Source organism: Candidatus Accumulibacter necessarius, assembly GCF_036625085.1.
Map to the genome: position 1 here is coordinate 13,747 of NZ_JAZKUM010000017.1, position 19,933 is coordinate 33,679.

Annotated in this window: 15 protein-coding genes and 1 pseudogene; 9 read left to right on the plus strand and 7 right to left on the minus strand. The window is 63.0% G+C overall.

What is annotated here, in order from left to right; translation table 11 throughout:
• The first annotated feature begins 29 nt into the window (after positions 1-29).
• On the plus strand, positions 30-1,385 hold the full coding sequence (locus V5B44_RS26005; RefSeq protein WP_291911278.1) for a TolC family outer membrane protein: 1,356 nt from the start codon (positions 30-32) through the stop codon (positions 1,383-1,385).
• On the opposite strand, the gene waaA is transcribed toward V5B44_RS26005, so the two are convergent.
• Together waaA and waaC are read right to left on the minus strand one after the other, a co-directional pair.
• Positions 1,360-2,634 carry a lipid IV(A) 3-deoxy-D-manno-octulosonic acid transferase gene (gene waaA / locus V5B44_RS26010; RefSeq protein WP_291911276.1) on the minus strand — a complete coding sequence of 425 codons (1,275 nt, stop codon included), beginning with the start codon at positions 2,632-2,634 and terminating at the stop codon, positions 1,360-1,362. The genes V5B44_RS26005 and waaA overlap by 26 nt on opposite strands.
• Complete coding sequence (gene waaC, locus V5B44_RS26015; RefSeq protein ID WP_332362229.1) at positions 2,634-3,587, minus strand: lipopolysaccharide heptosyltransferase I; 954 nt, start codon at positions 3,585-3,587, stop codon at positions 2,634-2,636. Before waaC ends, waaA begins: the two co-directional genes overlap by 1 nt.
• 118 nt (positions 3,588-3,705) lie before the next feature.
• Here waaC and V5B44_RS26020 point away from each other — a divergent pair, with 118 nt between their 5' ends.
• From V5B44_RS26020 to V5B44_RS26035, 4 genes are all read left to right on the plus strand, one after another.
• Positions 3,706-5,127: a mannose-1-phosphate guanylyltransferase/mannose-6-phosphate isomerase gene (locus V5B44_RS26020; protein ID WP_291911272.1), complete on the plus strand. Its 1,422-nt coding sequence runs from the start codon at positions 3,706-3,708 to the stop codon at positions 5,125-5,127.
• A 91-nt stretch (positions 5,128-5,218) separates the two neighbouring features.
• The gene (rfbB, locus tag V5B44_RS26025; RefSeq protein ID WP_291911271.1) at positions 5,219-6,286 is read left to right on the plus strand and encodes a dTDP-glucose 4,6-dehydratase; all 1,068 of its coding nucleotides are present in this window, start codon (positions 5,219-5,221) and stop codon (positions 6,284-6,286) included.
• Positions 6,283-7,179, plus strand: a complete 897-nt coding sequence (gene rfbD, locus V5B44_RS26030) for a dTDP-4-dehydrorhamnose reductase (RefSeq protein ID WP_332362231.1) — start codon at positions 6,283-6,285, stop codon at positions 7,177-7,179. Before rfbB ends, rfbD begins: the two co-directional genes overlap by 4 nt.
• Before the next feature lie 110 nt (positions 7,180-7,289).
• Entirely contained in the window at positions 7,290-8,090 is an 801-nt protein-coding gene (locus V5B44_RS26035) for a sulfite exporter TauE/SafE family protein (protein ID WP_332362233.1), read from the plus strand.
• 9 nt (positions 8,091-8,099) lie between these two features.
• Here V5B44_RS26035 and V5B44_RS26040 read toward each other — a convergent pair whose 3' ends face one another.
• Both V5B44_RS26040 and V5B44_RS26045 read right to left on the minus strand, forming a co-directional pair.
• Complete coding sequence (locus V5B44_RS26040; RefSeq protein WP_332362255.1) at positions 8,100-8,879, minus strand: enoyl-CoA hydratase/isomerase family protein; 780 nt, start codon at positions 8,877-8,879, stop codon at positions 8,100-8,102.
• 144 nt (positions 8,880-9,023) lie between these two features.
• Positions 9,024-9,548, minus strand: a pseudogene (locus V5B44_RS26045) (GntR family transcriptional regulator); the annotation flags it as partial.
• Positions 9,549-9,745: 197 nt separating this feature from the next.
• On the opposite strand from V5B44_RS26045, the gene scpA reads away from it, so the two are divergent.
• The 4 genes from scpA (at position 9,746) to accC (ending at position 16,559) form a co-directional block, all read left to right on the plus strand.
• Entirely contained in the window at positions 9,746-11,917 is a 2,172-nt protein-coding gene (gene scpA / locus V5B44_RS26050; RefSeq protein ID WP_332362235.1) for a methylmalonyl-CoA mutase, read from the plus strand.
• A gap of 31 nt (positions 11,918-11,948) precedes the next feature.
• Complete coding sequence (meaB, locus tag V5B44_RS26055; protein ID WP_291911263.1) at positions 11,949-12,947, plus strand: methylmalonyl Co-A mutase-associated GTPase MeaB; 999 nt, start codon at positions 11,949-11,951, stop codon at positions 12,945-12,947.
• A 71-nt stretch (positions 12,948-13,018) separates the two neighbouring features.
• On the plus strand, positions 13,019-14,551 hold the full coding sequence (locus V5B44_RS26060) for an acyl-CoA carboxylase subunit beta (protein ID WP_291911262.1): 1,533 nt from the start codon (positions 13,019-13,021) through the stop codon (positions 14,549-14,551).
• Positions 14,552-14,570: 19 nt separating this feature from the next.
• On the plus strand, positions 14,571-16,559 hold the full coding sequence (gene accC / locus V5B44_RS26065; RefSeq protein ID WP_332362238.1) for an acetyl-CoA carboxylase biotin carboxylase subunit: 1,989 nt from the start codon (positions 14,571-14,573) through the stop codon (positions 16,557-16,559).
• Positions 16,560-16,635: 76 nt separating this feature from the next.
• Here the strand turns inward: accC and V5B44_RS26070 are convergent, their stop codons facing one another.
• From V5B44_RS26070 to V5B44_RS26080, 3 genes are all read right to left on the minus strand, one after another.
• Positions 16,636-16,974, minus strand: coding sequence for a hypothetical protein (locus V5B44_RS26070; protein WP_332361577.1), 339 nt, complete (start codon positions 16,972-16,974; stop codon positions 16,636-16,638).
• Positions 16,975-17,145: 171 nt separating this feature from the next.
• On the minus strand, positions 17,146-18,807 hold the full coding sequence (locus V5B44_RS26075; RefSeq protein ID WP_332361579.1) for a hypothetical protein: 1,662 nt from the start codon (positions 18,805-18,807) through the stop codon (positions 17,146-17,148).
• 50 nt (positions 18,808-18,857) lie between these two features.
• A complete protein-coding gene (locus tag V5B44_RS26080) occupies positions 18,858-19,775 on the minus strand; it encodes a fructosamine kinase family protein (RefSeq protein ID WP_332361581.1) in 918 nt (305 codons plus the stop codon).
• Between the last annotated feature and the right edge of the window lie 158 nt (positions 19,776-19,933).

A 19,933-nucleotide genomic window follows, 5' to 3' on the forward strand; every position in this document is an offset into this window, starting at 1 on the left:
TCCGCTCTCGATGCAAGTGAGTTAGCCTCATGTCTCTGAGATTCAGCGCCGGCCGGTTCAGCTTCGTGCTGGCGGCAGTCCTCTCTGCTGTGCCCGCGTGTGCCGCCGACCTGGTGCAGGTCTATCGCGAGGCGTTGTCCTACGACGCTCAGTACGCGGCGGCGCGTGCGAATGCAGAAGCCGGGCGCGAGAAACTGCCGCAGGCGCTCGCCGGGTTGCTGCCGACGATTGCTGCGACCGGCAACACCTTCGCCAATGACGCCAGCTTTGACACCCGAATCAATAGCCTCGGCATCAACACCAACACCAGCACCCGAAACCGTTTCAACAGCAACGCCTACAACGTCAACCTGACGCAACCGCTGTTCCGCTGGCAGAATTTCGCCCAGTACGGCCAGTCCAAGCTGTTGGTGATGCAGACCGAGGCGACCTTTGCCCAGGCGGGGCAGGATCTGATTCTGCGCGTCGCGCAGGCCTACTTCGACGTACTCGTCGCGATCGAGAACCTGCGCGCCGTGCAGGCCAACAAGACGGCGATCGCGCAGCAGCTTGAGCAGGCGAAGAAGAACTTCGAGGTCGGCACGGCGACCATCACCGATAGCTACGAGTCCCAGTCCCGCTTCGACCTGGCGACGGCGCAGGAGATTGCCGCCGATAACGAGCTTGAAGTGAGGCGTTATGCGTTGCGTGTCCTGATCGGCAGGGATCCTGGCGAACTCAGTCGCCTCAAGCCGAAGGCGGTCATGGAGCCACCGCAACCGGCCAGCATGGATCCGTGGGTCGAGGCCGCCGAACGCGATAGTTTTGTCGTTCAGGCGCAACAGGCGGCGGCCGAGGCAGCCGGCAAGGCGGTCGAGATCAACCGTGCTGGACACTACCCGACGCTGGATGTGGTCGCCAACTACGGCCAGAACAATGGCCCCGGCCAGTCCGGACTCGGTGAAATCGACACGACGACGCGCCAGGTCGGCCTGCAGCTCAATATCCCGATCTTTCAGGGGGGCGCGGTCAACTCGAGGACCCGTGAAGCCATCGCCCGGCGTGACGCCGAGCTGGCGACGCTCGCCAAGGAGAAGCGCAACTCGGCGCTCGGCGCTCGTCAGTCCTACCTTGGCGTGGTCAATGGCCTCGCCGAGATCCGGGCGCTCGAGGCGGCGCTGGTATCGAGTCTCAGCTCGCTGGAATCGAACCGGCTGGGTTACGAGGTCGGGGTGCGGATCAACATCGACGTGCTCAACGCCGAGAACCAGGTCTACGTCACCCGGCGCGATCTGGCCCGGGCGCGCTTCAATACCCTGCTCGCCCAGCTGAAGCTGAAGGCGGCGGTCGGCTCGCTTGCCGAGACCGACCTCGAACAGATCAATAGGCTTTTCGAGGCGCCATAAGGCACGCAATCAGCGCCACGGTGCGTGCCGTCGCGCCGCGGTGCGCCTGACTGAAATTGCTCGCGGCAACACGCATGGCCGACAGTTCCTGCGGCTGCCTGAAGAGTGTTGCTGCAACGGCCGCCGCTGCGCGGGCGTCGGGAACGCGGCGCGCAGCACCGCAGGCGATGGCATCTTCGCTCGCGAGGGCGAAGTTGAAGCTATGCGGACCGAGCAGGACCGGGCAGCCGCAGGCGGCGGCCTCGATCAGATTCTGGCCACCAAACGGCAACAGGGTACCGCCCATCAGCGAGAGGTCGGCCAGCGCATAGTAGGCAGCCATTTCGCCCATGCTGTCGCCCAGCCAGACCTGTGTGTCCCTCGTTGGCAGGCCCCCTTCGCTTCTTCGGCAGGCCGTCAGCCGGTGCTCGGCAATCAGTTCGGCGACCTCGCCGAAACGTTGTGGGTGGCGCGGCACCAGAAGCAGCAGCAAGCCGGGAATGTCCATCCCGGCGAAAGCGTCCAGGATCAGTGCCTCCTCGCCTTCGCGAGTGCTGGCGGCGAGCCAGACCGGACGGCTACCGAGCAGTTGTCGCCACGACGCGCCCAGCTGCAGCTTTTCTGGTGGCGGCGTGACGTCGAACTTGAGGTTGCCGCAGACACTGACCTGGCGGGCGCCGATCTGCTGTAAACGCTCGCCGTCGGCCGCGGTCTGCGCTCCAACGGCGCCCAGCGCCGCCAGCGCTGGCCCGATCAGAGGCTGCAGCCGGCGATAGCCCCGCTGCGAGCGGGCCGACAGGCGGGCGTTGATCAGTGCCATGGGCAGACGACGTCGTCGGGCCGCTTCGATCAGGTTTGGCCACAGCTCGGTTTCCATCAGGAGCCCGATCTGCGGCTGGAAGTGATCGAGAAAACGCCCAGCGGCATCAGGCAGGTCGTAGGGCAGGTAAGCCTGCGTCAGCCGGCCGGGATGCCGGGTCACCAACTCGCGACCGGTCGCCCGGCCGGTCGGCGTCATGTGCGTCAACAGCAGGGAGTGCGTCGGGTATTGTCGCAGCAGTGATTCGATCAGCGGCTCTGCGGCACGCGTTTCGCCAACGGAAACCGCGTGCAGCCAGATCAGTGGCATTGTCGGGCGCGCGGCGTAGAAGCCGTGCCGCTCGCCCAGTTGCTGCAGGTACTCGGGCTGTCGGCGTGCCCGCCATAACAGCCGCAGCCAGACCAGCGGCATGGCCAGGTAGAAGAGCAGCGAGTAGAGCAGGCGCGCCATCAGCGCAATGCCTGTTCGGCGACCCTCAGGACCTCCGCCACCGACGGCGGTGCACCGGTGGCGCCGAGGTTGCGGATGAAGCCGGTCCCGTAGACGCCGGTCAGCGCCGGATCGGTCGCGATGTACAGGGCGATGACCGGCACGCGCAGGGCGGCGGCGAGGTGTGCCAGCCCCGTGTCGACCCCGATCGCCAGGCTGGCCCCGGCAAGCAGGGCAGCCACCTGGAGCAAAGTCAGTGGCGGCGCGACAATGACTCCCTCGACGGCGGCGGCGATCCGTTCCGCTCGTTCGCGTTCGAGGGCATTGCCGGCCGGGAGAACCGGTGTCAGTCCACGCTCGAGCAGCGCCTGGGCAAGCGTGAACCAGTGCCTTTCATCCCACAGCTTGTCGTCGCGACTGGTGGCCGTCAGCAGGATGACCAGACGTTTGCCCGCGCGCCAAGGGCTGTCGATCGCCGGCGCCGATATCCCGTAATCGAGCGGCAAGTCCACTGGATAGTCGAAAGCGGCTGCCGCCAGCCAGCGGTTGCGCTCAACCGCGTGTGCATTGCGCGGAATGACAAAGGTGGCGTCGTAGAAACGAGCCGCAAGCGGTTCGCGCGCCGCCTCGGCCGCGTAACCGAGGCGCTTGCCCGTCGCCAGGCGGGCGATCAGGGCACTCTTCAGCAGGCCCTGCGTGTCGAGAACGAAGTCATAGGTTGTGGCGCCCAACCGGCGGCGGAATTCGCCCAGTTCGCGCCAGGTGGCAGGGCTGCCGAGCTGCTTGCGCCAACGCCGGATGGCGACCGGAAGCACCTGATCAACGGCCGGATGGAGACGCGGGATATCGGCAAACGCTTCTTCGACACACCAGTCGATCTGCGCTTCGGGAAGGCTCAGGTGCAGATCGCTGACCACCGGCAGGTTGTGAATTACGTCACCGAGCGACGAGGTTTTTACCAGTAGGATGCGCATCGGTGGGTCAGGGGCGAGAAAGACGGGCTGCCGTAGCCCGGGAAGTGCGCATTATAATGCCGCCTCCCAAATCCCCTCGCGGCGAGTTGACCCTGGGCCCTGTCTGGAGATGCGCAAAATGGACTCCCCTGTGATTCGTCCGGTCATCCTCTGTGGAGGGTCCGGGACCCGTTTGTGGCCGCTGTCGAGAACGCATTACCCGAAGCAGTTTCTCCGCCTGGTCGATGATTTCTCGCTGCTCCAGAATACGCTGAAAAGGCTCGATGGGCTGGTCGGACTCGGCAAGACCATCGCCGTGGCGAACGAAAACCACCGCTTCCTGGTTGCCGAACAGTTCCTCGAGATCGGCCTGCAGGCCGATATCCTGCTCGAGCCGGCGGCGCGCAACACGGCGCCGGCAGTGGCCGCGGCAGCGCTGCAGGCGATTGGCGATCAGCGTGAGCAAGCCGTTCCCCTGCTTCTGGTGCTTCCCTCCGATCACGTGATCGCCGACGTGGCGGCTTTCCAGGACGCGGTCAGGGCGGCCGTTCCGCACGCGCTGGCAGGGGCTCTGGTCACCTTCGGCGTCCTGCCTGATCGCCCGGAGACCGGCTACGGCTATATTCGCCGCGGCGATCCGCTGGCTGGCGGCTATGCCCTCGACCGCTTTGTCGAGAAGCCCGATCCGGAGACCGCGCGCGCCTACGTCGATTCAGGCGAGTACTTCTGGAATAGCGGCATGTTCCTGTTCCGCGCCGATACCTATCTCGAAGCGCTGGAACGTTTCGCGCCAGGCATTCGCGATTGCGTTGCCAAGGCCGTGGCGACGGCGCGGCGCGATCTCGATTTCCTGCGCCTCGATCCGGTAGCGTTTGCTGCGAGTCCGTCGAACTCGATCGACTACGCGGTGATGGAGAAAACCGAGAGCGGGGTCGTGATTCCGCTCGCAGCCGGCTGGAACGACATCGGTGCCTGGGATGCACTGGCAAGCATCGGGCAGGCCGATGGCAACGGCAATACGCAGCGCGGCGATGTGCTCAGCGTCGACAGCCGCAATTCCGTGCTGGTCTCGGAAGGTAGACTGCTCGCCACGGTGGGGATTAGCGAGCTGATCGTGATCGCCACACCGGACGCGGTCCTGGTCGCCGACAAGGCGAAGGCGCAGGAGGTCAAGACGCTGGTCGACGAATTGAAGCGCAGCGCACGCTGCGAGACCGAATTCCGGCACATCGTCCATCGCCCCTGGGGAAGCTACGAAGGGCTCGCGCACGGTCCGCGCTATCAGGTCAAACGCATCCTGGTGAAGCCCGGGGCCAGCCTCAGTCTGCAGAAGCATCACCATCGCGCCGAACACTGGGTGGTCGTCAAGGGCACCGCGGTGATCGTCCGCGGCGACCAGTCGCTGCTGCTGTCGGAAAACGAGTCGACCTATATTCCGCTGGGGGTGGTCCATCGTCTGGAAAATCCGGGCAAGATCGACCTCGAAATCGTCGAGGTCCAGTCCGGCAGCTATCTGGGCGAGGACGACATCGTTCGTCTCGACGACAGCTACGGCCGATGAAGCCGATCGTCAGCCGGGCGCGATGATGAGCCGGGCAATCGCTGCCTTGCACCTGCAACGTACCTGCAACCTCATGTGAAAGGCCTTCCCCATGATTCTGGTGACCGGTGGCGCCGGTTTTATCGGAGCAAACTTTGTTCTCGACTGGCTGGCGCAGAGCGACGAGGGCCTGATCAACCTCGACAAGCTGACTTACGCGGGCAATCGTGAAAACCTCGCCGCACTGGCGGGCGACCCGCGGCACATTTTCGTCCACGGCGACATTGGCGACAGGCAACTGACGAGCCGCCTGCTGTCGCAGCACCAGCCGCGGGCGATCATCAACTTCGCTGCGGAGTCGCACGTCGATCGCTCGATCCATGGTCCGGAAGACTTCATCCAGACCAATATTGTCGGCACTTTCCACCTTCTGGAAGCCGTGCGCGGCTACTGGAGTAGTCTGCGCGACGACGCAAGGCAGGGCTTTCGCTTTCTGCATGTCTCGACCGACGAAGTCTATGGCTCGCTGGCCAGGGAGGAGGCGGCCTTCAGCGAAACGCATCGCTACGAGCCGAACAGCCCCTACTCGGCGAGCAAGGCGGCGAGCGACCATCTGGTGCGCGCCTATCATCACACCTATGGTCTGCCGGTGCTGACCACCAACTGCTCGAACAACTATGGTCCTTACCACTTTCCCGAAAAGCTGATTCCGTTGATGATCGTCAATGCCCTGGCCGGCAAGCCCTTGCCGGTCTATGGTGACGGCCAGCAGATTCGCGACTGGCTCTACGTCAGGGACCACTGCAGCGCCATCCGGCGCGTCCTGGATGCCGGCCGTCCTGGCGAGACCTACAACGTCGGCGGCTGGAACGAGAAGCCCAATCTCGAAATCGTCCATACGGTCTGCGCGCTGCTCGACGAACTGCGTCCGCGTGCCGACGGCAAACCCTACCGTGAACAGATCAGCTACGTCACCGACCGGCCTGGCCACGATCGGCGTTACGCCATCGACGCGCGCAAGATCGAGCGGGAGCTTGGCTGGAAGCCGGCGGAAACCTTCGCCACCGGCATCCGCAAGACCGTGCAATGGTACCTTGAGAATCAGGACTGGGTGAGAAATGTCCAGTCCGGCGTCTATCGTGCCTGGGTCGAGAAGAACTACGGCGCGCGCCAGCCATGAGAATCCTGCTTTTCGGCAAACGCGGACAGGTTGGCTGGGAGTTGCAGCGCAGCCTGGCGCCGCTCGGTCAGATCGTTGCCCTCGACTGCGAGGGTCAGGGCAACCTGTGCGGCGATTTCACCGATCTCGCCGGCCTGGTTGCCTGCGTCCGGGCTGTCGCGCCGGATGTGATTGTCAACGCGGCCGCCCATACGGCAGTCGACAAGGCCGAGTCGGAACCCGAACTGGCGAGGACCATCAATGCCCTGGGACCCGGCATTCTGGCCGAGGAAGCCGACCGCCTCGGCGCCTGGCTGGTCCATTACTCGACCGACTACGTCTTTGACGGGAGCGGTGACACGCCGTGGCGCGAAAGCGATCCGACCGGCCCGCTAGGCGTCTACGGAAAAACCAAGCTCGCTGGCGAGCAGGCCGTCGCCCGTTGCCACCGGCATCTGCTGTTCCGTACCAGCTGGGTCTATGCGGCGCGCGGCAACAACTTCGCGCGCACGATGCTGCGCCTGGCGTGTGAACGCGAGCGCCTGCAGGTCGTCGCTGATCAGATCGGCGCCCCGACCGGCGCCGATCTGATTGCGGACGTCACCGCGCACGCCCTGCGCAGCGTGTGCCAGCGCTCCGATCTGGCCGGCCTCTACCATCTGGTGGCGGGCGGAGAAACCAGCTGGCACGGCTACGCCAGGCACGTCATCGAACATGCCCGGCAAGCCGGCCGTGCGATCCGCGTTGCCGCTGCCGCCATCGAAGGCGTGCCGAGCAGTGCCTACCCGTTGCCCGCCCCACGCCCGCACAACTCTCGCCTCGATACCGGCAAGTTGCAGGCGGCCTTTGGCCTCAGCCTGCCGGCCTGGCAAATCGGCGTCGACCGGATGCTGGCGGAAGTTCTTGGGCAGTGAGTCGACGGTCGACCGTCGCCAGCCGGCGACTGGTCGATCGGGAGAGACATCCGGGCGCCAATGGTGAGATGATAGCCAGCTTCGGACGAGGGTGCTGACGGGAGGTCGAGTTGCTCTGGTGGCTGGCATACATCGCTCTGGGTCTATTCACCGGTTTTTTCGCCGGCATGCTCGGCATTGGCGGCGGACTGGTGATGGTGCCGACACTGACCATGATGTTCGCTGCCCAGGCAGGATTTCCACCGGGCGAGGTCCTGCATCTGGCACTCGGCACGTCGATGGCGGCGATCCTGTTCACCTCGCTGGCCAGCCTGTTGACGCATCACCGGCATGGCGCCGTGCTCTGGCCGGTCGTCGTCCAGATCACGCCGGGGATTCTCCTGGGCACGCTGCTCGGCACGCTGTTCGCCGCCAACGTTCCGGCCAAGCCGCTGGCGGTGTTCTTTACCGCTTTCGTCTGCCTGGTGGCGGTGCAGATGATCCTCAACCTCAAGCCGAAAGCGTCGCGCGAGTTGCCGGGTGCGGCCGGCGTCGTCGCGGTCGGTACCGGCATCGGTGCGGTGTCGGCGCTGGTGGCCATTGGCGGGGGCTCGCTCACGGTGCCGTTTCTCACCTGGTGCAACGTACGCGTGCAACAGGCGATCGGGACGTCGGCGGCAATCGGTTTTCCGATTGCCGTTGGCGGCTCGCTCGGCTATGTCTTCAACGGCTGGGGGCACCCCGGGCTGCCGCAGTGGAGCCTCGGCTACGTTTTTCTGCCGGCGTTCATCTGGCTGGTGCCATCGAGCATGCTGACCGCGCCGCTGGGGGCAAGACTGGCACACCGTCTACCGGTGGCCACCTTGAAACGCCTTTTCGCCGGCGTGCTGATCGTCCTCGCGGCAAAGATGCTGTGGGCTCTCTTCGCCTGATGCCGGCGATCAGCGGCCGCTGAAGTTCGGCTGCCGTTTGCCGAGAAAAGCCGACAGGCCTTCGCGGTAATCTTCGGTCTCGAGAAAAGCGAACGAGGCACGCAGTTCCTGATCGCTGAGCGGAGTGTCGTGCTGCAGGCGGCGCACCCACTGCTTGTGCCAGCTGGCGACCAGCGGCGCGCCGGCGCAGATGCGGCGGGCGCTGGCGTAGGCTTCGTCGATGACTTCGGCATCAGCGACGACTCTGGTGATCAGACCTTTGGCCAGGGCCTCGGACGAGCTGAGGATTCGACCTTCGAGCAGGATTTCGAGCACCGTTGCCGGTCCGGCAAGACGGAGTAGACCTTCCATTTCGGCTGGGTACATGGAGAAACCAAGCCGGTTGATCGGCACGCCAAAACGCGACGACTCACCACAGATGCGCAGGTCGCACTGCGCGGCGATCTCCAGCCCGCCGCCGATGCAGGCGCCCTGAATCAGGGCGATCGTCGGATGGCGACAGTCGAACACCGCCTGCAAGGCGGCACCGGCCTGCCCGTGGTAGATCAGCGCATGATCGAGGGTGTCGCGCCGGGTGAGGAACTCCCCGATGTCGCCGCCCGCAGCGAAAGCCTGTCCGCCGTCACCGCGCAATACAACGCAGCGCACCCGATCGTCCGCAGACAGATCGCTGAACGTTCTGGCCAGCTGCTGCCACATGGCGAAGTCGATCGCGTTGAGCTTGCCCGGATTCGACAGCGTGACCGTCGCGATGGCCTTCTCGTGAGCGCAAAGGACCGTGCCACTCACGACACCAACTCCTGCGGAGACTGGATCCTGGCCAGCGCCTCTCGTCCGGCGAGGATGTGGTCGTGCATCAATCTCTGCGCGCGCCAGCGCATCGCCAGCCTTGATTGCTTCAAGGATGGCAGCATGTTCCGCCAGCGACTGCTGCAGACGACCATCAATGCTCAGCGAAAACAGGCGCGTCAGCTTTAGTACCTTGCGCAGGTCCTGGATCACCTGCCGCAACCAGCGGTTCTCGGACATTTCCTGGATGCGGAAATGAAATTCCTGATTCGCCTCGAAAAAACGTTCGATCTGGTTGCTGCCGGCAAAACGTTGCAGTTGTCGATGGATTGCTTCAAGTCTGGCGATCTGCTCCGGCTGGGCCCGCTTCGTTGCTTCTTGCGCACAGCGGCCCTCGAGCATCGCCATCAGGGGAAAGATTTCATCGAGATCCTGCTCCGAGATTTCGGTCACGAAGCAGCCGCGGCGTGGCCTCAGCGTCACCAGGCCTTCGGCAGCCAGTACCTTGAGCGCTTCACGCAAGGGGGTGCGGCTGATGCCGTAGTCGACCGTCAACAGTTGCTCGTCAATACGGGTTCCCGGCAACAGCTCGTGCGCGAAGATGCGCTGCCGGAGTCTTTCAGCGACTTCCTGGTAGAGGGCAGTCTGGGCTATACGACTCGGAGCCATCGGTCTTCTTCGGTGAGCTGCTCCGGGTCTCCAAGGAACCTTGCTTTCATAATTATGGATACAGTATTATTCGCTGAGCGGGGTGTCAAGCGTTAAAATGGGCTGCGCAAAGCAGCGCGACCGCCTGAGCAACAGGGCTTCCGTGTCGTCAGTCGGAAGTACCGCCTCAATCCACAGATTTCTTGAAAGGTTCCGTCATGTCCAACGCGAACAATGCTGCACCACTCGATTCTGCAAGCCTCGATGCCTGGAAAAAGGCAGCCACCAAGTCTGCACCCGGTGGGAATGTTGAAGCACTGAACTGGGTTACACCCGAGGGAATCGTTGTCAAGTCACTGTACACCAAGGCAGATCTCGAAGGTCTGCAGTACACGGATACGCTGCCTGGCCTCGCTCCTTTCGTCCGTGGTCCGCAGGCCACGATGTATGCGGTGCGTCCGTGGACGATTCGGCAGTACGCCGGCTTCTCCACCGCAGAAGCATCGAATGCGTTCTACCGCAAGGCGCTGGCCGCCGGTGGTCAGGGCGTCTCGGTGGCTTTTGACCTGGCGACGCACCGCGGTTACGACTCCGACCATCCGCGCGTTACCGGCGACGTCGGCAAGGCCGGCGTGGCGATCGACTCGGTCGAAGACATGAAGATTCTGTTCGACGGCATTCCGCTCGACAAGATCTCGGTGTCGATGACGATGAACGGTGCCGTGCTGCCGATTCTCGCCGGCTACATCGTTGCCGCCGAAGAGCAGGGCGTGCCGCAGGACAAGCTCTCGGGGACGATCCAGAACGACATCCTCAAGGAGTTCATGGTCCGCAACACCTACATCTATCCGCCGAAGCCGTCGATGAGGATCATCGCCGACATCATCGGCTACACGGCAAACAACATGCCGAAGTTCAACTCGATCTCCATTTCGGGTTATCACATGCAGGAGGCCGGCGCAACACAGGCTCTCGAACTGGCGTTTACGCTGGCTGACGGTCGCGATTACGTGAAAACGGCGATTGCCTCGGGGCTCGACGTCGACTTCTTTGCCGGCCGCCTTTCCTTCTTCTTCGCCATCGGCATGAATTTCTACCTCGAGGTGGCCAAGCTGCGCGCCGCCCGCCTGCTGTGGTGGAAGATCATGCAGGAGTTTTCGCCGAAGAGTCCGAAGTCGATGATGCTGCGCACCCACTGCCAGACCTCCGGTTGGTCGCTGACCGAACAGGACCCCTACAACAACGTCGTGAGGACGACCATCGAGGCGATGGCGGCGGTTTTTGGCGGCACCCAGTCGCTGCACACCAACGCCCTCGACGAGGCCATCGCGCTGCCCACCGAGTTCTCTTCGCGCATCGCCCGCAACACGCAGCTGGTCATCCAGGAAGAGACGCACATCACCAGCGTCATCGATCCGTGGGCCGGCTCGTACATGATGGAGAAGCTGACGCAGGATCTGGTCGACGAAGCGTGGAAGATCATCGAAGAGGTCGAAAGCATGGGCGGCATGACGCATGCCGTTGAATCCGGCTGGGCGAAGATGAAGATCGAAGGCTGCGCTGCCGACAAGCAGGCGCGAATCGATTCGGGCAAGGACGTGATCGTCGGCGTGAACAAGTACAAGCTCGCCAAGGAAGACGCGATCGATATTCGCGACATCGACAACAACGCCGTCCGCGACTCGCAGATTGCGCGCCTGAAGTCGGTGCGGGAAAATCGCGACGCCGACAAGGTCAACGCCGCGCTGGCCGATCTGACGCGTTGCGCTGAAACCGGCGAAGGTAATCTGCTCGACCTCACGGTCAAGGCCATGCGCCTGCGCGCTTCGGTGGGTGAAGTTTCCGACGCGATGGAGAAAGTGTTCGGCCGCTTCCGCGCCACGCAACAGACCGTCTCCGGGGTCTATGGCGCGGTCGTCGAGGGCATGGCCAGCTGGGAAACGCTGAAAGCTGAAATCAACCAGTTCAACGAAGAGGAAGGCCGCCGGCCGCGGATCATGATCGCCAAGCTCGGCCAGGATGGTCACGACCGTGGTGCCAAGGTGGTGGCAACCGCCTTTGCCGACCTCGGTTTCGACATCGATGTCGGCCCGCTGTTCCAGACCCCGGAGGAGGCCGCTCGTCTGGCCATCGAGAACGACGTCCACGCCGTCGGCGTCTCCTCGCTCGCAGCTGGGCACAAGACGTTGCTGCCGGCGCTGGTTCAGGCGCTCAAGGATCAGGGCGCTGATGACATCATTGTCTTCGCCGGCGGGGTGATCCCGGCCCAGGATTATGACTTTCTGTTCCAGGCTGGCGCCAAGGCCATTTTCGGGCCGGGTACACGCATCGAGGATTCGGCGATGACCGTTCTGGCAGAAATCCGCAAGGCAAGGCACGCCATAGCCTGACTGATTGCCTCTCCCATCACAGGTTATGGACATGACCAGCGCTACCGCCGGCAGCCTGACGGCTGCCGACCAGCATCTCGTTGACGGTGTTCTGGCTGGTCGCCGACGGGCGCTGGCCAAGACCATCACCCTCGTCGAATCGACACACAGCGATCACCAGCGCCGCGCCCGACAGGTATTGGCGGCGTTGCTGCCACACACCGGACGGACGATCCGGGTCGGCATCTCCGGTTCGCCGGGTGCCGGCAAGTCGACTTTCATCGAATCTCTGGGCATCTATCTGATCGAAGCCGGCAAGCGCGTTGCCGTACTCGCGGTCGACCCGTCTTCGTCGGTATCTGGTGGATCGATTCTTGGCGACAAGACCCGCATGGAGTTGCTCTGTCAGCGCGATGAAGCTTTCATCCGGCCCAGCCCTTCGGCCGGTTCGCTGGGTGGCGTCGCTGACAAGACGCGTGAGGCAATGCTGGTTTGCGAAGCGGCCGGCTTCGACGTGATCATCGTTGAAACGGTGGGTGTCGGACAATCCGAGACGACGGTTGCCGGCATGGTCGACGTTTTCGTATTGCTGCAGTTGCCGAACGCCGGTGACGACCTGCAGGCGATCAAGAAGGGGATCGTCGAAATTGCCGACCTCATCGTTTTCAACAAGGCGGATATCGATGAGCGCGCCGCCGCCTTCGCCCGCGGGCAGATGAAGGCGGCGCTGACCATGCTGCGCAGCGCCAGCCCCAACTGGCGACCACCCGTGCTGACCGTGAGTGCTCTGGCGAAACGCGGCATCGCCGAGTTCTGGGCGGAAATCGAACGGTACCAGAGCACCTTGACCGCCACCGGCGAGTTCGACGAGAAGCGGCGTCGACAGTCCGTAGACTGGATGTGGAGTCTGATCGATTCCGGTCTGCGACGCTATTTTCGTTCTCATCACGGAGTTCGCTCCGCGCTGCCGGACTTGTCACGCGACGTCGCCGAAGGGCGCACCACACCGGGTGCAGCGGCCTCACGGCTGCTGGCCTATTTGAAGCACTGACATTGCAGGGACCGAGATCCTCCAACTTGTTTAGTAGTTCTGATTGACGCGACCGTTAGGGAGTAGAACATATGCACGACATCATTCGCCAGCTTGCAGAAAAGCGCGCGGCGGCCTGTTTGGGTGGTGGCCAGAAACGCATTGACAGCCAGCACAGCAAGGGCAAACTGGCTGCCCGCGAGCGCATCGAGCTGCTGCTCGATACCGGTTCTTTCGAAGAGTGGGACATGTTCAAGGAGCACCGCTGCAATGACTTCGGCATGGCCGAACAGTCAGTGCCAGGCGACGGTGTGGTCATCGGCTGCGGCACGATCAACGGCCGGCTGATGTTCGTCTTCTCGCAGGACTTCACTGTCTTTGGCGGTTCCCTCTCGGAGGCGCATGCAGAGAAGATCTGCAAGGTGATGGATCATGCGATCAAGGTCGGGGCACCGGTGATCGGTCTCAACGATTCGGGCGGTGCGCGCATCCAGGAAGGTGTCGCTTCGCTCGCCGGTTACGCCGACGTTTTCCAGCGCAACGTTCTTGCCTCGGGCGTTGTGCCGCAGATTTCCCTGATCATGGGTCCTTGTGCCGGTGGCGCGGTCTACAGCCCGTCGATGACCGACTTCATCTTCATGGTCAAGGATTCGTCCTACATGTTCGTCACCGGCCCGGAAGTGGTCAAGACGGTGACCCATGAAGACGTTACTGCAGAGGAACTCGGTGGCGCCGTGACGCATACCAGCAAGTCGGGTGTTGCCGACCTGGCCTTCGAGAACGACGTCGAAGCGCTGATGATGATTCGCCGCTTCATCAGCTTCCTGCCGTCGAACAACCGCGAAAAGCCGCCGCGCCTTCCGTCGCAGGATCCGGCTGAGCGGCTTGATTTCTCGCTCGACACGCTGGTGCCGGACAATCCCAACAAGCCATACAACATCAAGGAACTGATCATCAAGGTTGCCGATGACGGCGACTTCTTTGAACTGCAGCGCGAGTACGCCAAGAACATTGTGATTGGGTTCGCCCGGATGGATGGCTCGACGGTCGGCATCGTTGCCAACCAGCCGCTGGTGCTTGCCGGCTGCCTCGACATCAAGAGTTCGATCAAGGCCGCCCGCTTCGTTCGCTACTGCGACGCTTTCAACATTCCGGTGGTGACCTTCGTTGACGTGCCTGGTTTCATGCCCGGCACCGCGCAGGAGTACGGCGGCATCATCAAGCATGGCGCCAAACTCCTGTATGCCTACGCTGAGTGCACGGTGCCGAAGATCACCGTGATCACCCGCAAGGCTTATGGCGGTGCCTATGACGTGATGGCCTCCAAACACCTGCGCGGCGACGTCAACTTCGCCTGGCCGTCAGCCGAAATTGCGGTCATGGGTCCCAAAGGCGCGGTCGAGATCATTTTCCGCGAGGAAAAGGGTGACCCGGCCAAGCTGGCAGCCCGCGAAGCCGAGTACAAGGCCAAGTTTGCCAATCCCTTTGTTGCCGGTGCGCGCGGCTTCATCGACGACGTGATCATGCCGAACGAGACCCGCAAGCGTATCTGCCGTTCTCTCGCCATGTTGCGCAACAAGCAGCTGGAAAACCCGTGGCGCAAGCACGGCAACATTCCGCTTTGATCCACGGGGAGAAATAGAGATGTTCAAGAAAATACTGATCGCCAACCGGGGTGAGATTGCCTGCCGGGTGATGAAGACCGCCAAGAAAATGGGTATCAGGACGGTCGCGGTCTATTCCGAAGCCGACAAGGACTCGATGCACGTGCTGATGGCCGATGAGGGGGTCTGTATCGGCCCGGCAGCGTCCAAGGAATCGTATCTGGTGATCGACAAGATCATCGCCGCCTGCAAGCAGACCGGCGCCGAGGCAGTGCACCCTGGCTACGGCTTCCTTTCCGAGAACGAGGAGTTCTCGCGCCGTCTTGAAGACAACGGCATCATCTTCATCGGGCCGAAGCACTATTCAGTGGCCGCGATGGGCGACAAGATCGCCTCGAAGAAGCTGGCGATGGAGGCCAAGGTCAACACCATTCCCGGCTACAACGCAGAGATCACCGACTCCGCCCAAGCCGTCGAGATCGCCAAGGGAATCGGTTACCCGGTGATGATCAAGGCCTCCGCCGGTGGCGGTGGCAAGGGCCTGCGCGTCGCGTTCAACGACAAGGAGGCATTCGAGGGCTTCGAAGCTTGCCGAAATGAAGCTCGCAACAGTTTTGGCGACGATCGTGTGTTCATCGAAAAGTTCGTCGAAGGACCGCATCACATCGAGATCCAGGTGATTGCCGACTCGTTCGGCAACACCGTCTACCTGCTCGAGCGCGAGTGTTCAATCCAGCGGCGGCATCAGAAGGTGCTCGAGGAAGCGCCGTCACCATTCATCGACGACAAGATCCGCAAGGCGATGGGTGAGCAGGCCGTCGCTCTGGCCAAAGCGGTTAACTATCAGAGCGCGGGAACCGTCGAGTTCGTGGTCGGTTCCGACAAGTCGTTCTACTTCCTTGAAATGAACACCCGCCTGCAGGTCGAACACCCGGTGACCGAAATGATCACCGGCGTCGACCTCGTCGAGTTGATGATCCGTGTTGCCGCCGGCGAACCCCTGCCGTTCAAGCAGGAGGACATCAAGCCGAACGGCTGGGCGATCGAGTGCCGGATCAACGCGGAAGACCCGTTCCGCGGATTCCTGCCTTCCGTCGGTCGTCTGGTCAAGTATCGGCCGCCCGAAACCATCGAAGGCCAGGTCCGGGTCGATACCGGCGTCTTTGAAGGCGGCGAGATTTCGATGTATTACGACTCGATGATCGCCAAGCTGATCTGTCATGGCGCCACCCGCGACCAGGCGATCAGCCGCTTGCGTGACGCGCTTAGTGCCTTCGTGATTCGAGGCATCGATTCCAACATACCGTTTCAGGCAGCGCTGATGCAGAATCCGCGCTTCCTGTCCGGGGTGTTCACCACCTCGTTCATCGCCGAAGAGTTTCCGAATGGCTTCGTTGCCTCCGACGTGGTGCACGATGACCCGGGTCTGCTCGCCGCCGTCGCAGCTTTTGGTCGCCGGCGCTATATTGATCGCGCGGTCCAGGTCAGCGGCCAGATGCCGGGTCACCAGCGCAAGGTGGGGACCGAGTGGGTCGTCCAGATGGAAGGTAAGGATTACCCGGTGGTGGTCACGCCGATCACTGGCGGCTATTCAGTCACGCACGGTGTCGATCGCTACGATCTCGTTTCCGACTGGCGGTTCGGCGAACTCGTTTTCCACGGGACCTGCAACGGCGTACCGCTCTGCCTGCAACTCGAGCGGATCGGCCTGCTCTATCGCGTCGTCCACTTCGGCAAACAGGTCAAGGCGACGGTGATGACCGCCAACGCCGCCCGCATGCTGGCGCTGATGCCGAAGAAGGTACCGCCGGATCTTTCCAGGTTCCTGCTCTCGCCAATGCCCGGTCTGTTGCGCGAGGTATCGGTGGCGGAAGGCGAAGCAGTCGCCGCCGGCGAAAAACTCGCGGTGATCGAGGCCATGAAGATGGAGAACGTTCTCAAGGCCGAACGTGACTGCAAGGTCAAGAAGGTTGTCGCCAAGGCTGGCGAAAGTCTGTCGGTCGATCAGGTGATTATCGAGTTCGAGTAGTCTCGTTGCGGTGACGCGCTCGCTGGCAACCCAAGGCCCGCCGCAAGGCGGGCCTTGGTCCTTCAGGCGGCCCTGTTCACCCGAAAATGATGACCCTCAGCTTCTCGATCAGGCTCAGTCCCGACCACCAGTGGATGCCATCCTCCCGAACGCGTAGGCCTGCGGTGGTGAGTGTGAGCTTGCGGGCGCCGAGTTCGGTCCGCCCGGTCTCGGCAATCAAACCTCGAGACATGAGGTACTGCGCGATAGCAGGTTGGACCTGCTGACCACTCAGCGTCCAGCGAGTGCCGTAACCATCTTCCTCGCCGGGAAGCATCAGGATGGGCTCCCGCGGGCTCATGTAACGGAGCACCGTGAGCGTCTGGGCCCGCGCGGGAATGGTGGTTATCGATTGGTCACTCATGTCGCTGCCCATTATGCACGCCAAGAGCATCCTGGATCCGACTTGCGTCAAGGCCAAGGCCTTGCCTGCGTCCAAAGTCACCATCGGCTGGTGCTCCCCGTGGTGACCTTCAGGCGATAATCGAAACGGCCTGGCGCGAGCTGCAATCTACACCTCTGGTGGCAACAAAGCATTCATACTGGGTCACCCCGGGCCCGGCGGGCGCTTCTTTCGCCAGACGGCGACGAGGGTGGCGAGTTTGTCACGCTGCGACAGGCGTTCGTCGGAGAGCGCTTCGAGGAAGTCCGACAGCCGCTTCGACTTGACGATGGCGAAACCGGTGAGCAAGGCGGAGGGCAGGAAGACGAGCGCGAAAAAAAGCAGCCGGTCGGGCAGGGGGTCCTGTGCAGCATCGATCAGATTCATGCCGAGAAAACCGGTGCTGATGGTCGCGATCAGGCCAGCGGTGGTCACCACGGTCAGCCGGACGACCGTGTTGGCCTGCCGGCGCAGGCTGTCGCTGTCGAGGTACTGGCTCATGTCCTGGATTTCCTCACGCAGTTCGGTATACACCCTCTCGGTTCCCAGGTGCTCGCGGGTCATGCTGAAGAGGGCCCGCGCCTGCGCCTGGTCGGAGATCTCGTAGAACCAGTAGCGGTGGGTAAAGCGCAGGAAGACCTCGAGGATCTCGCGAATTGCCCGCTTGAACTGCTTGACCGCTTCGGCATTGCCGATCTCCAGCCGGTTGAGTGCCGTGACCAGACGATCGGAGAGCATCAGCAAAGCCGCCTTGTGGAAATGCGGAATCAGTGCCAGGAGGAAGAACTGGTGGCGAAACTGCCCGAGCAGACCGTTCTCCAGCCCTGTGAAATAGGCATCATGGGCGCTGCCGACCATGACAAAGGCGTGGCCGCAGGAGAGCAGCCGGGTGCCGGGCTGGTCGGCTTGCGGATGCCAATAGCGGTCGTAGCAGAAGCGCGTCTCGAAGCCTTCGAGGTGCTGGTCGGAGTAGGGCAGCGAGCCGCTCTTTCCCGGCCCGCTGACCAGTACCAGGCGGGCAAAGTCGCCGCGACTCAGGCTGCGCGGATCGTCCATTGCCAGGTAGGCGAGCAGCGGCATGCGGTGATACTCGATTTGCCGGTAGCGGACCGGGCCGTCCTCGTCGGAGTGGTGGAGGACCAGCGGTCGCAACAGGAATTCCCAGTGCGACGAGATGCACGGCGCGCGGAAGCGGCTGACGAAAGACAGATACTTACTGCGTTTCTCGTAATCGGAGACCGCCAGCACCGCGCCGTCCGCCGCCATCCATTCGGCGCACCTGAGGCAGTGGCCACCGCTGCCGTCCTCGTCCCAATACGGTGGGTAAGCCCGGCCAAAGCGGTAAAGGGTGTCCTGGACCTGCCGCAGGCCGAGATTGTCGGCTGCGATCTCGACAACCAGGATGACCACGTCGATATCGTAGAAGAAATAGAGATCGAGGTGGACGATGTCGAAGCTGAGTGGCGTTTCACTTTCCTTGAAGGTCATGCGCACCTTCGCCACATCCTGACGGCGGAAGATGCGGATCGGTGATTCGCCATAGCGGGGGTCAGTCTCCTCGCCCCCCTTCTCGCCGTAGAGGAAGCGTTGCACGTAAGGCAGGAAAGTGACGAACTCGCTGTAATGGCGCTCGTGGAACTGTTCAGGGTCGCCGCAGAATTCGTCGGCCAATTCGCCCCACGGATTGTCCGGCGTCTTCTGTTCCAGTAGCTGATAGTGATGCTGGAAAGGGCTGTCTTCGGGTAGCGGCATCAACTGCAGTGGCCACAAGAGAATCTGGCGAAAATGACTGACCCGCTGCTCAACTTCCCTGGTTGCGACGTCCATCGGATCCTCCGGAAAGCGACTGCGTGGCGGGCGGTCATTCGGCACTGTCGTCAGCCGCCGATCTCTGCCAGCAGCCTGGCGATCATCCGCTCGGCCTGGTGCAGATAGCCACTGCCGAACAGGTTCAGGTGGTTGAGTACATGGTAAAGGTTGTACAGCAGTTTGCGCTGTTCAAAACCATCGGCCACCGGCCAGGCCTCGCGGTAGGCGGCGTAAAAGCTGTCGGGAAAACCGCCGAACAGTTCGGTCATCGCCAGATCCGCCTCGCGATCGCCGAAATAGACCGCCGGATCGAACAGTGTCAGGGTTCCCGCTTCATCGACCGCGGCGTTACCGGACCACAGATCGCCGTGCAACAGGCTCGGCTGCGGCTGATGGTCGACGAACAGCGCCGGCACCTTCTCCGCCAGCCGCTCGCCGTTGGCGATCAGCTTGCCGTGTTGACCCTGGCGCCGTGCCATTGCGAGCTGTGGCAGGAGTCGCTGGCGGGCGAAGAACAGGGCCCAGGTCCGCTGCTGCTTGTTGTACTGCGGGCTGCTGCCGATGAAGTTGTCGTGCTGCCAGCCGAACTGAGGGCCCCGAATGCGGTGCAGTGCGGCCAGCGAGCGTCCGGCTTCGCTGCCATGGCGGCGTTCGCGCAAGGGTTGCAGGGGGAGATACTCAAGCACCAGGTAGGCCTGCCGGCCGCAGATGCCGTGTCCGAAGACGCGCGGTACGCGCAGCGCCGAACAGGCAGCCAGTGCCCCCAGACCGTCGGCCTCGGCGGCGAACATCCCGGCCAGGCTGGCGTCATTCAGCTTGACGAAGCAGCGCTGTCCGGCACTTTCGACGAGGAGCGCGCGCGAGATCGAACCGCCGCCGATCTCGGTCGCCGAGTCGATCGCTGCCGCCGGATTCCGGTCACCGCCGATGACCGTGCTCAAGGCGGCGCGCAGCGCTGGGTCAAGGGGGTGATGACCGGGAGTCATGCAGATCCTTGCAGCCAACGTTGGCAGTTGCTGCCGCGGTCTGTGGTCGCAGCGACATGGCCTGGTCGGCCGGTCGGCGATGAGCGTCGCGGTGACTGTCGCCGGGCAGTCGGTTTACTCGTGCCGGCAAATGTGTTGTGATAGTCCGCATTCGCGGA